The organism is Sphingobacterium sp. UBA7855 (genome assembly GCA_002500745.1).
Lineage (GTDB): Bacteria > Bacteroidota > Bacteroidia > Sphingobacteriales > Sphingobacteriaceae > Sphingobacterium.
The window spans coordinates 16,942-30,725 of record DLST01000015.1 but is presented as its reverse complement, the minus strand read 5'-3'; the positions used below and the strand labels follow the sequence as shown (position 1 = coordinate 30,725).

Here is a 13,784-nt window from a genome sequence, read left to right as displayed (position 1 = left end):
ATAAATTACTAATTTATGTATAACCTAAAAAAAAGAGTATTAGTATCGGGAGGAGCTGGATTTATAGGTTCACATCTGTGCGAACGTTTGCTTAAGGACGGGAACGAGGTCATCTGTATGGATAACTTCTTTACTGGGGATAAATCTAACATCGTTCACCTATTGCAAAACCCTTATTTCGAGCTTGTGCGGCATGACGTGACAGAACCTTTTTTAGCTGAGGTGGACGAAATATATAATCTTGCCTGTCCCGCCAGTCCAGTTCACTATCAGTATAATCCGATAAAAACGATTAAAACATCCGTTATGGGGGCAATCAATATGCTTGGACTTGCAAAACGGGTAAATGCGCGTATTTTACAGGCCTCTACAAGTGAAATTTATGGCGACCCACACATCCATCCACAGCCTGAGAGCTATTGGGGAAATGTGAATCCTATTGGTATTCGTTCCTGCTATGACGAAGGAAAGCGATGTGCCGAAACATTGTTTATGGATTATCATCGGCAACACCATATTGCGATAAAGATCGTTCGGATTTTTAATACCTATGGTCCACGTATGCATCCACAGGACGGGAGAGTAGTATCTAATTTTATTATGCAAGCCTTACAAAATAAAGATATTACCATTTATGGAGAAGGCAGTCAGACCCGAAGTTTCCAGTACGTAGATGACTTGGTAGAAGGAATGATAAGAATGATGGCTGCAGAACCCTCTTTTATCGGACCAGTAAATATCGGTAACCCCAATGAATTTACTATATTCCAATTAGCGGAACAGGTGATCTTACAGACTGGCTCAAAATCGCAGATTAAGTTTTTGCCATTACCTCAAGACGATCCACAACAAAGGAAGCCTGATATTGAAGTAGCCAAAAATTGCCTGGACTGGAATCCCAAGATTCAACTTGAAGAGGGATTGTCGAGGACAATAGACTATTTTAAAACATGTTTATAAAAAATTTATAGTGATTGTATTTCCCGTTTATACAGCGATCACTTGACCTTTATGCTGATCGATATGATCAAGGAGTGATTCATTTAAGATAGGTGAAGTTCTTAACATCTCACGAATCGGGTATTTCTCAACTATATTTTTTAAAGCGTCAAGATGGCGTTGGTGATGAAGGTCGGTTCCGACAAAATCATACATACCGGATTTCAATAGGGTCATCGCGATAGCTTTGACATCAACCCCATAGTATCGGCTTAAGGAAAGTAGATTTAACTGGAGTAAGCAGCCTGCATCTTTGATCTGCTTATAAATGTTAAAATTGCTATGGTAATAATTATAACGTTCAGGATGAGCTAGAATAGGTTTGTAACCTAATTTTTGTATATTTAATATGGTATGAAACAAAGCTTTCGATTCGGATAAATAAGACATTTCAATCAATACATAACCGCCTGGCATTACGCATAGTTCATTTTCACGGATCAATAAAGAAAGATTTTCATCAATCATATGTTCAGCCGCGCCAAATATATCCACATCATTGCCGGATTTCTTTAATCCCGCTACCAGTGAATCTTTCGCATGTTCAATACTAAATTTGGTGTTCTGATGTACGCCGGCCATGATATGTGGAGTACAGATAAACTTTTTAAGGCCTAAGCGCTGCAGTTCCTGAATATAATGTAGGGATTGTTGCACAGAGTTACTTCCATCGTCAATACCTGGTAACAGATGGTTGTGCATGTCTACTTGTAAAAATTCCAACTGCGCTAAAGAGCGGATTGATGAAGTCTTTTTCCCAAACAAATTACTAAAAAATCCCATGATGCAAATCTTATTATTGTTGTGCAAATAGTGTAGTAAAAGGACTGGTGTTTCAAGCTATATAAGTGAAGGGTAAGTTACAAATTCCTTTCCATGACTACGCGGTACCTATTACAAACAATATGCCAATAATTACATCGATATGCATAAGGCCGAATGATATGCTTTAAACCTCCGGCAAATGACATTAGAGAATTATTTTTTATCAGTCTACATATGTTAAATATGATGCGCTGTGCTATTAATTATACTCTATTCATGCCATTATTTTTTGAATGTAACAGTTTCGGTATAATAGTTGCTTAGTCCACGATGATAAATCAATCGATAGGGTTCTTTTTAATGATATTTTATCGTAGGAGTAATTTGAGTGCGAAAATTTAACTATCTTGCATTTCCTTTATAAAATATTATAACAAAGCCATATCAGATTGTGTCCGTTTGTCGCAGACACGGTCAGTAACATTTAATAAAATAAGAGAAAAAGCTATGATGGGTTCTCTAGGAGATTTAAGAAGGCGCCTGAGAAAGGACAATCCAAGATGGGTCATTTTAATGATCGACATGTGGTTTGTGTTTGCAAGCTATGTGTTTTCTAATTATGTGGTCAACAACTTCAAGGGAGTATTTGATATCGAATTGATGTTAAAAAAAGTTGTTGTTATATTGCCCATTTACCTCTTGATGTTCTTATGCTACGATACCTTTCGAGGAATTGTTCGACAAACTGGCATTCGAGACACTATTAAAATATTTAAAACGGTGGGATCTGCCTATATTCTGCTAATGGTTTTCACGTTTATTATCAAAACTATCTTTAATAAAGGAACTTTGGCAGGAGATTATCTCAGATTGTCGTATGGCGTATTGACGATGCAGGCTACAATTTTGCTGGTCATTATGGTAGGGGCGCGTGTAATCTATCGGACTATTTATGAATATCTTTTTCTGCCAGGTAGGAAAGGGGAGAATGTATTGATATTTGGTGCTTCGAGACCAGGGCTAGTATCATTTTCTTTATTAAAGGAAGACCAGCGGACGAAGTATCAGGTGGTCGCCTTTGTTGAAGATAAAATATCACGGATAGGTAAGCGCTTGGCAGGTTTAAAAATTAAAGATATTACCGAAATTACGAAAGAATATGTGGAGAAATGCCATATAACTCAAGTAATCATTGCGGTTGAAAATAACGATCCCGAACGGCTTGAATATGTCTCAGATTGGTTTCAAAATCTTGGGCTTGAACTGAAAATAATGCCACCGGCCCGGATATTACTTAACTCCGGCGCCAAACGTGAAATTCGACCTTTAAAGATAGAAGATTTATTGGGACGTAAACCGATTAAGTTGGATCATCCAGAAATTGAAGACGAAATGCGCGGTAAAGTTATCTTAGTAACAGGTGCCGCTGGATCTATTGGTTCGGAATTAGCTCGGCAGATTGCAAGACGGCATTATAAGAAATTGATCCTTCTTGATCAAGCAGAGTCCGCAATTTATGATGTACAGCAATCCATTAAGGCTACTTTTGCTGAGCATTTACATTGTGTCGTTGGGGATGTGCGGAATTTTGCATTTATGCAACGGATATTTGACGAATATAAACCTGATTTGGTTTTCCATGCAGCGGCTTATAAGCATGTTCCATTGATGGAAGCTAACCCTTACGAGTCCATCCAGACTAATGTATTGGGAAGTAAAATAGTTGCGGATCTCTGTATGCATTATGGTACAAAAAAGATGGTCATGGTATCCACAGATAAAGCCGTAAACCCTACCAACGTTATGGGAGCCACCAAACGTATGGCTGAGATTTATGTAAGTAGTTGCAGCGGAAAATCTGATACGAGCTTTATTATCACTCGGTTTGGCAATGTACTTGGTTCAAATGGCTCGGTTATACCGCTATTTGAAAAGCAGATGGCCGATGGCGGTCCATTGACGTTAACTCATCCAGACATCACACGTTTTTTTATGACTATTCCTGAAGCTTGTCAACTTGTGCAAGAAGCGGGTGTAATGGGAAAAGGAGGTGAGATTTTTGTATTCGATATGGGCAAGTCTGTTAAAATAATCGATTTGGCCAAAAGAATGATCAAACTAAAGGGGTACCGTTACCCTGAGGATATTGATATCAAAATTGTTGGATTGCGCCCAGGAGAAAAAATTTATGAAGAACTTTTGGCAAACAATGAAAATACTGTGAAAACACATCATCCAAAAATCATGATTGCAAAAGTAAATCATGATGAGCTTTCACTTAAAGCGGATCGTATTAATGCCATCTGTCAACAGATTTTGGATGCCGATACACTACTGCCTGATTTTATGGGGCTTGTCGCTGCGATGAAGGAAGTCGTGCCAGAGTTTAAATCTCAGAATTCGGAATATGAAGTGTTGGACACGGTCGTAAAGAAGAAAGAAATTGAATTAGTTCATGAGAAACCCATAGAGGTACCCGTATATTCTTTGGTAAAGAATGTGTTGTAAATTTTATTTTAAGTCCAGTCCGACATTTAAGCAAACCGAATATAGCAANNTTGCTATATTCGGTTTGCTTATGGATTAAAGCTTGTCAATTTACAAAAATCATCCTAATTTTAACGAACTATTTAGCGAAGTTATCACTTGTAGGCGAATGGTCTAAACTATCGAGAGTTATTATATGAATAAAACAGTTTTAATTACCGGGGGAGCCGGATTTATAGGTTCACATGTTGTGCGTGAGTTTGTGCTGAAGTATCCAGAATATCAAATTATCAATCTGGATGCATTGACCTATGCCGGCAATCTCGAGAATTTAAAAGATATCGAGCACTTACCAAATTATACTTTTCTTAAAGCAGATATTACAGATCAGCAGCTCATTGTGGATGTTTTTCAAAAATATCAGCCAAATGGAGTTATCCATCTGGCAGCCGAGTCTCATGTTGACCGTTCGATTGTTGATCCTACAGCTTTCGTGATGACCAACGTGATTGGAACTGTCAATTTATTGAATGCAGCCAATGCAATTTGGAAGGATAATTTTGAAGGGAAGCGTTTTCATCACGTATCTACCGATGAGGTATTTGGTGCGCTTGGCGATACGGGATTTTTTACTGAAGAGACAAAATATGATCCTCATTCACCTTATTCCGCTTCTAAGGCAAGTTCGGATCATTTTGTCCGGGCTTATCATGATACCTACGGCTTACCTATTGTTTTAACAAACTGTTCAAACAATTATGGACCTAATCATTTTCCTGAGAAATTGATTCCGCTTTGCATTCATAATATTTTAAATAATAAGCCTCTCCCGGTTTATGGCGATGGAAAATATACCCGCGATTGGTTATATGTAATTGATCACGCAAAAGCTATAGATCTCGTTTTTCATGAGGGTAAAAATGGTGACTCATATAACGTCGGTGGATTCAATGAGTGGCAAAATATAGATCTGATCAAAGAGCTATGTAAACAAATGGACGAGAAACTGGGACGTGAACAAGACTCTTCGATGCAATTAATTACTTTTGTTAAAGACCGTCCCGGACACGATTTGCGTTATGCAATTGATGCAACCAAGATCAATAAGGAATTGGGATGGTATCCTTCGGTAACGTTTGAAGAAGGCTTGTCGCGGACGATAGATTGGTTCTTGTCTAATCAGGAATGGCTGGAGCATGTGACATCGGGCGATTATAAGAAATATTACGACAATCAATACAAAGACGCATAAGGATGACGTATACCGAGACAAAACTGAAAGGATGTTTTATACTTGAACCCACAGTTTACGAAGACGAAAGAGGTTATTTTTTTGAGTCATTTAATGAAACAAAGCTAACTGCGATACTTGGTTATAAACCTCATTTTGTTCAAGACAATCAATCCAAATCACAGTTTGGTGTTGTGAGGGGGCTACATTTGCAGGCCGGCGATCATGCTCAGGCTAAGTTAGTTCGAGTCGTTGAAGGGAGAGTGCTGGATGTTGCTGTCGATGTTCGTCCGGGATCAAGTACCTTCGGACAACATATTGCTGTAGAGCTTTCAGCTGAAAATAGAAAACAGCTATTTGTTCCGAGAGGTTTCTTACATGGCTTCTCTGTATTATCAGAACATGCAGTTTTTTTCTATAAATGTGATAATAACTATCACAAAGAATCGGAAGAAGGAGTAAATCCTGTAGATTTTGAATTGGCTATAAACTGGCAAATACCTCATGAAGAAATGACTCTCTCACAGAAGGACAAGGAAGCACAATCCTTTAAAAAATTGCGCCTGAAATTAATTTAGATGATATGCGAATTGTTATAACAGGAGCTTCAGGTCAACTTGGTTCGGAACTAAAAGATCTTTTGCTGTATAATACAGTATATGAGTGTTATTTCTTAGATCGAAAGCAATTGCCATTGGATCAAATTCAGATCATACAGCAAATTTTGGGTATGTATCAGCCCGATTTGATTATTCATGCGGGAGCATACACAGCGGTGGATAAAGCTGAGACGGATCAAGTTACGACCAATTTGGTCAATCATTTGGCTTGTGAAGAGATTGCTCAATACTGCCGTCTTCATAATACCAAACTTATAGCTATTTCAACAGATTATGTTTTCGATGGGTCTTCTGCTTCTCCTTTAACTGAGCATGCGACCACTAATCCCATCAACGTATATGGACAAACTAAGCTTGCGGGGGAACGTGCCATTCGGAAATGGCATCCTCAGGCAATCATTATACGGACTTCCTGGGTGTATTCTTCCTACGGTAAAAACTTTGTAAAAACCATGTGTCGCCTAATGACCGAACGAGATGAAGTTAACGTAATCAGCGATCAAATAGGAAGTCCCACTTATGCAAAAGATCTAGCCTTGGTAATTTTGAAAGTTTTGGATTCCGTCGAATGGAAAGCTGGTATTTACCACTATAGTAACGAAGGCGAAATTTCGTGGTATGACTTTGCTGTAGCAATACGTGACTTTCGTTCGTTCGACTGTGAAGTCAGGTCAATTCCAACAAGTGCATATCCGACCCCTGCTCGTAGACCGATGTATTCATTGCTTGATAAATCAAAAATAAGAAGTACGTTTGGAATACAAGTTCCAAACTGGAAAGTAAGTTTGGGCACCATGCTTACTGAAGAATTTAAAGATAAATAGATTGACGATAACAAGAGGCTTTGTCGACGTTAGTATCGTAAAGTCTTCTTCACTAAATAACGTGAAAATGAAAGGAATTATATTGGCTGGCGGTTCAGGCACGCGATTGCACCCACTGACACTTGCTGTAAGTAAACAATTGATGCCCGTATATGATAAACCTATGATATATTATCCGTTGTCTACCTTGATGCTGGCCGGAATACGTGAAATTTTGATTATATCCACTCCACAGGATCTACCTAATTTTGAAAAGTTATTAGGTGATGGTTCACAATTGGGGTGCCGTTTTGTATATAAAGAGCAACCTAGCCCAGACGGGCTTGCGCAGGCATTTTTGCTGGGAGAGGAATTTATTGGTGATGATAAAGTAGCCCTGATTTTAGGGGACAATATATTTTACAGCTCTGGACTTTCAAAGCTATTGCAATCTTCTTCAGACCCTGATGGCGGAGTGGTCTTCGCCTATCCGGTGCAGGATCCGGAACGGTATGGAGTCGTTGAATTTGATGAAAAAAATAATGTGATTTCTATTGAAGAGAAGCCACAATCGCCTAAATCGAATTATGCTGTTCCGGGAATTTATTTTTATGATAACGAAGTGGTTAGTATCGCAAAAAATATTGCACCTTCCCCCCGTGGAGAACTGGAGATAACAGATATCAATAAAGAGTATCTTCGCCGCGGTAAATTAAAAGTCGGAATTTTTGATCGTGGTACAGCTTGGTTGGATACCGGAACGATCCAGTCTCTCATGCAGGCAGGGCAATTTGTACAAGTAATAGAGGAGCGGCAAGGAATGAAAATAGGGGCAATAGAAGAAGTTGCCTACAGAATGGGTTACATTGATAAACAGCAGCTACTGAAAATTTCTGCGCCACTCTGTAAGTCAGGCTATGGAGAGTATTTGAAAAGAATTGTTAAAGGCTCTTAACTATCCCTAGATAACATTCTGCNNGCAGAATGTTATCTAGGGATATGAAGGGTAAATGTACTTCCAAAACCTTCGCTGCTCTCCACTGTAATCGAGTAGCCCATTCGGTTTGCAAACTCATGGCAAAGCATTAAACCGATACCAGCACCCTTTTCTTCAAATGTGCCTTCTAAACTAGTTTGTTGTTTCTGCATACTTTTAAGTGCGGTAATTTTTCGCTCGTCCATTCCTACGCCCTGATCTGTAATTGATATAAGAATTTCACTATCAGTTTCACGCTGATTAATAATAATGGATTTGCCACTAAAGCTAAATTTGATAGCGTTGTTAAAGATATTCCGAATGATAAATTCAAATCGTTTAAGATCACTACGAATGGTCAATTGCGGAGAAATACGAACATCTATAAATAAATTTTTTAGATTAATCCGATCAATGAATAATTCCTCACATTCTTTTACAATTTGTAACGGTACAATTTCCTGCATGTCAAGCTTTTCGTTCGCCATTTGTTGTGAAGACCAAACGAGTAAACTGTCGAGCATTTTAGATGCTGTAGTGACTTGATTACCAATAGTAATTAACATGTTTTTGATTTCGTGAGCTGGAAGATCGACAATTTTTGATACAGAAAGTAGCGCTTGAAAAGTTGATAAAGGACTTCGAAGATCATGGGATACGACGGAAAATATAGTGGATCGAAATCGGTCTGCCTGCACCAGTTCTTCATGTTGATGTTTGATCTCAGCAGCTTGATGATCGACCTTTTGTTTCTCTTTCCGTAATAGCCGATTCTTTTTGACCAATAGCAGGACCATCAACAAAATGATCAAAAGAACAAAAAAGGTGGCTAGCCACATCAATTTTATCCAATGTGCTTCACGTTCGATGGAAACGTTTTTTAATAATAGATTTTTATTTTCAAGTTCTTTCTTTTCGCTGTCATATTTCTCCCGAAGTTCTTCCCTAATTCTGACGCGTAAGACTTCAGCATCTTCATGGAACTTTCGATCCGAACTATCTTGATCGCTGAGAATTAAATGTTCATCTTGCTCTTTAACAGCTTTCGCTATTTTATCAAAATCACCTTGAAGTTCTTCAGTTAAATTGCTAAGCCCACTTTTAGCAATGATGTTTTTAATGAGAGCAACTTCTTTTGTAGCCAAATCAAAGCGTTTTTCTTTGACGTAAATATTTGCACGATTGATCCTGGCATAACTTTCACCTACGGGATCTTTTTTCTTTGAAATAATGTCGATGGCAAGATCGGTATAGTATGTACTCCATTCGAGTTTGTCTGCTTTTAGGTAAAGATAGCTCAATAAAATGTAGGTATTGAACAGGTCAACATCAGGTGCGTTTGCTTTACAGAATTCGACTGTTTTAACTAAATAATCGATCGCATTGGATACATCTTTCTTTTGCTCACCATTTAGCGCTTTCTGCGCATAAATGTTGCCTATATTGGTCGATATGTTTGCACGGTTTCGAGTATCATGAATTTCTTTGGACAGATCTAATGCGCGTTGGTAATATTTTAAGGCTTGTTCTGGATCATAACTCTTATTAAATACATTGCCAATATTCAAGAAAGAAAGCATCATCCCCTTTTTATCATTTCGCTCTTCTCGTCTTTTGAGAACCTTAAAGTGGGTTTTAATACTTTCGTCAAAGTTGTTTAATTTCAGGTAAATAACCCCTTGGAGGTTGAGCAAGTCAATTGCCAATGCGTCAAATTTCTTTGTTTCCGCCAGATCTAGTCCCTTAGATACAATCTCCTGCGCGTCTTGAGGAGTACTCTTATAAATTTCTGATGCGACTTTGTAATAGACTAATATGCGAGCAGAATCACCACTAACTGTTTCGAGCTGTTTGTTTACTTTATCTAAGCCTGCACTTTGCGAAAATACATAGTGCGAAGATGTCAAAAAGAAAGTGGTAAAGAAAAGTAAGTAAATCCGGTTCATTTAGATTTTTTTTCAAATATAATTAAGATTCTGATAATGTAGACATCGTAGGAAAATTTGGTTTTCGATGGATAATAATGTTGTGATGTATATTTAGAAAAGTATGAAATATGAGCTTCTGTGTTATAAGATACAGTTTATACAGTTTTTTTAGAAAATTTCGGCTAATATCTTAAATATAGGCCGCCTTAATGAGGTCTGACAATCTGCCAGAAACCGCGTATATTTGCAGCCAAATGTTGGAGTCCAAAAGAATTTATCAAATCGATCTGTTTCGATTTATTGCAGCATCAGCAGTAGTGTTTTATCATTATATGTATCGTGGGGCTGCTGCTGGAAATATGTCTCTTTTACGTTTTGATGGTGTTGGCGACTATTTCAAATATGGCTATCTGGGCGTCGACCTATTTTTTATCATCAGCGGTTTTGTAATCGCTTTCTCTATCAAGCATCTATCGTTACGTAAATTCTGCTATTCTCGATTTAAGCGCTTGTATCCGATGTATTGGATTTGCTTGCTGCTGACCTTTGTGATTACCTATTTTTTTGGCGCACCGCGTTATCATGTAACTTTTAGTCAGCTACTGGCCAATCTGACGATGACGCAGAAATTATGGGGACAAGGTGATGTAGATGGTGCCTATTGGTCACTCTATGTCGAGTTGAAATTTTACGTAATTATAGTCTTATTCCTGATTCTAAATCAATTTAAAAGAGTAGGATTAGATTACCTGGTTTATTTTTGGCTGCTATTGTCAAGTCTACGCTTTTTTTTCGGGCCGTCCGAAATATATGATGGACTCCACGAGTTTTTTATACTCGATTGGAGTGCCTACTTTATTGCGGGAATTATATGCTGCCAAATGTTTTTGCATGGCGTAAAAGTCAAGCATGTGATCACCTTACTTTGGTGCTTGTACATTTCGATCGACGGCGCTATTGGTCGGATTCACTGGCTGGAGCGTACTTTTCATAGTGATTTTTCTGCTGATATCATTGGGATCGCCATTGTTGTGTTTTACTTACTTATGTTACTGGTTTCCTCTAAAAAACTTCAGTTTATTAATTCGTCCAAGTTTGTTAAAATTGGCATATTGACCTATCCCTTGTATTTAATCCATCAGCACATAGGTTTTATCATTTTTAATCACCTCTATCCGTATTTCAATAAATACGTGCTCCTTTCAGCTGTTGTAATCCTGATGTTAGCACTTGCTTATTTCTTAAGTAACCGTATTGAACCGTGGATCGTTAAACGTTTTAAGAATTAAATAAGCAGCCGAGCGTAGAAGCTATAAAGGAAATATTGTCCGCTGACTAGAAGACAATATTTCCTTTATAGATCAGCAATTTCACTGGCGATATCCTTGAAACTGCTTCTGCGGAACAGCTGGCTTCGAGCAAGGCAATATCTGCACTATCTCCGACTTTGGGCCATTGCATATTGCCTTTATCGTCCAAAGGAGTGGGGCCAGCAGTGGCCAGCTTGAGCATGCGAGATAAGCCAAATTCAGTTGTTTGGCCATACACCTGGGCTGCAAGATTGGCCTTTTGTAACACACTGCCCGTACCAAATGTATTCCAATGGTCTACAATACTGTCATTTCCCGTCATCACCTCAACGTTGTTTTCCAGTAACGTTGGGATTGGCATAATTAATCCGCCGAATGGAATTGTAGAAATGATGCCAATTTGTGCGTCGCCGAGTTTTGCTGCGATTTCTTGTTGTTTGGATTTTTCTAACCGACTCAATACAAAACAATGGCTGAGGTAGGTCTTACCTTTGAGAACTGGGTTCTCGTTCACTTTGTTAATTAAGTATTCTACAGTTTTTAAGCCTGATTCACCCGATTCGTGCAAATGAATATCAATGCCCTTGTTATGATCTAATGCCAGTTGAACCGTAAAATCCATTGTTTTTTCAATAGCTCCATCAATGGAAAATGGGTCTATTCCACCGATAAAATCAATATTGGTTTTGGCGGCTTCCTTAAGGTATGGCACCGAGTCAGTATAGTATACACCGTGCTGCGGAAAAGCAACCAGTTCAGCCCCGAATCCATCTTTCTTGTTTTCCAGTGCCAATTGTAGCTTACTTAAAGCGTCTAGTTTGGATGTCGGTTCAATATTAACATGACTGCGTGCGAAAGTAGTACCGTTACGTTGTAATAGTTCGATCAGTTTTTCTGCTTTATAGGTTGCTTTTTTTAATAGTTCAGGTAGAATTTTCTGTTCGAGGGAAATCATACCTTTTACACCCCCGGCCCTTTGTCTTACTGCCTGCCACTTGTCACCATAATAGGTTTTGTCCAAATGGATGTGCATATCGCGGAAAGAGGGTAGCATCAAAAGGCCTTTTGCATCGATAGCATCGGAAGCATTACTATTGGAGCTTATAGCCTTGATCTTGCCGTCTGCAATCTGAATAGAAAATAGGCCTGTCGTTGTTGAAATCACATGGCCATCAGTATCGTACTCAAAGCCCGTTTCTAGCAACACATTTTTTAATGTATAGTTTTTTTCAATCGTGGAGTTGCTCAATAGATTTTGGTTCACCATTTTATGGCGGTTTTGTGCAATTAAAATTGCTGGTATAAGTGTCGAACCTGCAAGTGCGAACGTAGAGTTTCTAATAAATTCCTTGCGGGTAAAGGCCATTGATTTCATAAGCGCATAGTTGTCTAAAAAAAAGTATTTGGTATCTGTAGGTTACAAATTTATAGGACTCTGTGCTATTTTTGCTGGGAGATACCTGCCTTTTCTTGTGTAATTTATCTATTTTTCATTTTCCTCTTAACAAACTTGATGTCTCCCCCGCTTGAAGATTGTCTCTAAAGTCACTGGGACTGGTACCTATCTGCAGTTTAAAGAAATTCGAAAAATAAGCCTGATCTGCGAATCCCAACTCAAAGGCAATTTCTTTGATGGACCGTTCGGAGCTTTGTAAAAGCCTTTTCGCTTCAATGTTTATTCGTTGGTGGATAAGTTGTGTAGCTGATATTTTCAAATGCTTTTTACATAGGATATTCAGATAATTAGCTGAAATATTAAGTTTTTCGGCATAAAATGCTACCATTTTCTGTTCCCTGAAGAATTCGTCAATCAGCATGTTAAACTTAGCAAGTCGCGGAACAGATTGATAAACCTTGAATTCGGTGAACGCAGACTCTGCCTCTCGACTTACAATCGCAGCAATGACGCCCGCTCGGGCACTAATTAAAGGAATAAGTGAGTTTTCTCTTTTCAATTCTTGTTTGACGGATTCAAATTCATAAAGTAATTGTGCAAAGGAATCTGCAGTGAGATCAATGACAGGATGGTTTTGATAATTGGTAAAAGAAAAGCGAAAAAAAGGTGCAAAATGTTCAAAGAGAGGGCGCTCAATCATGAGTTGGTAAGCTACAGTATCGGCATAGATATGCCATTTGTGCATTTGGCCTGGAAAGAGAATATGTACCTGATGATCTTTTATCCTATAGTCGATAGAATCGATGGTATGTACGCCAGAAGCTTTATGAAAAAGATTAATGATGAAAAAATCATGCTTATGCGGTGTTTCGATAAGCCGTTCGCCATGGAGTTCGTTAAATAGGAGCTCTTCTCGTCCCGCTGTCTGTTCTTTTCGGAAACCATCCAGACCAATAACTGGCACCCAAATTTTTAAATTTCGCTTTTCCATAGAATCTTATCAAATCTAAAATACAAAATACCTTCGAGTATTTGGGCATACGTGGTATTATAGGGCTTTCTTCCAATTGGGGATATCGTTATTAGCAGGATTGTTAGTTAAAATCGGGAGAATATCGGCTAAAATAAACCTATATATAATGAGCTTTTCTGATTAATTTTATAAATGTCAGGGTGACATCAATCAAGAGTGTCCGTCGTGTAGCTAAGCACACTCAATTGAGGCGGGCAATACTTAAACCGATGATTATGAATACACGAAATAGATAA

Annotated in this window: 11 protein-coding genes; 7 read left to right on the top strand and 4 right to left on the bottom strand. The window is 38.3% G+C overall.

Annotation, left to right across the window (positions count from 1 at the left end):
- The first annotated feature begins 15 nt into the window (after positions 1 to 15).
- Positions 16 to 960, top strand: a complete 945-nt coding sequence (locus B2107_RS12675) for a UDP-glucuronic acid decarboxylase family protein (protein ID WP_293956018.1) — start codon at positions 16 to 18, stop codon at positions 958 to 960.
- A 27-nt stretch (positions 961 to 987) separates the two neighbouring features.
- On the opposite strand, the gene B2107_RS12670 is transcribed toward B2107_RS12675, so the two are convergent.
- On the bottom strand, positions 988 to 1,782 hold the full coding sequence (locus tag B2107_RS12670) for a tyrosine-protein phosphatase (RefSeq protein WP_293956017.1): 795 nt from the start codon (positions 1,780 to 1,782) through the stop codon (positions 988 to 990).
- Positions 1,783 to 2,271: 489 nt separating this feature from the next.
- Between B2107_RS12670 and B2107_RS12665 the strand changes: the two genes are divergently transcribed.
- The 5 genes from B2107_RS12665 to rfbA all read left to right on the top strand — a co-directional run bounded on the left by B2107_RS12665 (position 2,272) and on the right by rfbA (position 7,860).
- Positions 2,272 to 4,272 carry a polysaccharide biosynthesis protein gene (locus tag B2107_RS12665; protein WP_293956016.1) on the top strand — a complete coding sequence of 667 codons (2,001 nt, stop codon included), beginning with the start codon at positions 2,272 to 2,274 and terminating at the stop codon, positions 4,270 to 4,272.
- 175 nt (positions 4,273 to 4,447) lie between these two features.
- Complete coding sequence (rfbB, locus tag B2107_RS12660) at positions 4,448 to 5,503, top strand: dTDP-glucose 4,6-dehydratase (protein ID WP_293956015.1); 1,056 nt, start codon at positions 4,448 to 4,450, stop codon at positions 5,501 to 5,503.
- Positions 5,504 to 5,505: 2 nt separating this feature from the next.
- Positions 5,506 to 6,060 (top strand): dTDP-4-dehydrorhamnose 3,5-epimerase, encoded by a 555-nt coding sequence (gene rfbC / locus B2107_RS12655; protein ID WP_293956013.1) that lies wholly within the window; start codon positions 5,506 to 5,508, stop codon positions 6,058 to 6,060.
- 5 nt (positions 6,061 to 6,065) lie between these two features.
- Positions 6,066 to 6,926, top strand: coding sequence for a dTDP-4-dehydrorhamnose reductase (gene rfbD, locus B2107_RS12650; protein WP_293956011.1), 861 nt, complete (start codon positions 6,066 to 6,068; stop codon positions 6,924 to 6,926).
- 67 nt (positions 6,927 to 6,993) lie between these two features.
- On the top strand, positions 6,994 to 7,860 hold the full coding sequence (rfbA, locus tag B2107_RS12645; protein ID WP_293956010.1) for a glucose-1-phosphate thymidylyltransferase RfbA: 867 nt from the start codon (positions 6,994 to 6,996) through the stop codon (positions 7,858 to 7,860).
- A 32-nt stretch (positions 7,861 to 7,892) separates the two neighbouring features.
- Here rfbA and B2107_RS12640 read toward each other — a convergent pair whose 3' ends face one another.
- Positions 7,893 to 9,827, bottom strand: a complete 1,935-nt coding sequence (locus B2107_RS12640; protein ID WP_293956009.1) for a tetratricopeptide repeat-containing sensor histidine kinase — start codon at positions 9,825 to 9,827, stop codon at positions 7,893 to 7,895.
- Positions 9,828 to 10,063: 236 nt separating this feature from the next.
- Between B2107_RS12640 and B2107_RS12635 the strand changes: the two genes are divergently transcribed.
- Positions 10,064 to 11,098: an acyltransferase family protein gene (locus B2107_RS12635; RefSeq protein ID WP_293956008.1), complete on the top strand. Its 1,035-nt coding sequence runs from the start codon at positions 10,064 to 10,066 to the stop codon at positions 11,096 to 11,098.
- Between the two features lie 46 nt (positions 11,099 to 11,144).
- Here the strand turns inward: B2107_RS12635 and B2107_RS12630 are convergent, their stop codons facing one another.
- Together B2107_RS12630 and B2107_RS12625 are read right to left on the bottom strand one after the other, a co-directional pair.
- Positions 11,145 to 12,494 carry an amidohydrolase gene (locus B2107_RS12630; protein ID WP_293956006.1) on the bottom strand — a complete coding sequence of 450 codons (1,350 nt, stop codon included), beginning with the start codon at positions 12,492 to 12,494 and terminating at the stop codon, positions 11,145 to 11,147.
- Between the two features lie 115 nt (positions 12,495 to 12,609).
- The gene (locus B2107_RS12625) at positions 12,610 to 13,506 is read right to left on the bottom strand and encodes a helix-turn-helix domain-containing protein (protein ID WP_293956005.1); all 897 of its coding nucleotides are present in this window, start codon (positions 13,504 to 13,506) and stop codon (positions 12,610 to 12,612) included.
- Positions 13,507 to 13,784 lie beyond the last annotated feature (278 nt).

Bases quoted from the DNA above. Each gene is read 5' to 3' on its own strand.
- B2107_RS12640 (WP_293956009.1), bottom strand. From the start codon at position 9,827: ATGAACCGGATTTACTTACTTTTCTTTACCACTTTCTTTTTGACATCT.
- B2107_RS12630 (WP_293956006.1), bottom strand. From the start codon at position 12,494: ATGAAATCAATGGCCTTTACCCGCAAGGAATTTATTAGAAACTCTACG.
- rfbD (WP_293956011.1), top strand. From the start codon at position 6,066: ATGCGAATTGTTATAACAGGAGCTTCAGGTCAACTTGGTTCGGAACTA.
- rfbB (WP_293956015.1), top strand. From the start codon at position 4,448: ATGAATAAAACAGTTTTAATTACCGGGGGAGCCGGATTTATAGGTTCA.
- rfbA (WP_293956010.1), top strand. From the start codon at position 6,994: ATGAAAGGAATTATATTGGCTGGCGGTTCAGGCACGCGATTGCACCCA.
- B2107_RS12635 (WP_293956008.1), top strand. From the start codon at position 10,064: ATGTTGGAGTCCAAAAGAATTTATCAAATCGATCTGTTTCGATTTATT.
- B2107_RS12670 (WP_293956017.1), bottom strand. From the start codon at position 1,782: ATGGGATTTTTTAGTAATTTGTTTGGGAAAAAGACTTCATCAATCCGC.
- B2107_RS12675 (WP_293956018.1), top strand. From the start codon at position 16: ATGTATAACCTAAAAAAAAGAGTATTAGTATCGGGAGGAGCTGGATTT.
- B2107_RS12625 (WP_293956005.1), bottom strand. From the start codon at position 13,506: ATGGAAAAGCGAAATTTAAAAATTTGGGTGCCAGTTATTGGTCTGGAT.
- B2107_RS12665 (WP_293956016.1), top strand. From the start codon at position 2,272: ATGATGGGTTCTCTAGGAGATTTAAGAAGGCGCCTGAGAAAGGACAAT.
- rfbC (WP_293956013.1), top strand. From the start codon at position 5,506: ATGACGTATACCGAGACAAAACTGAAAGGATGTTTTATACTTGAACCC.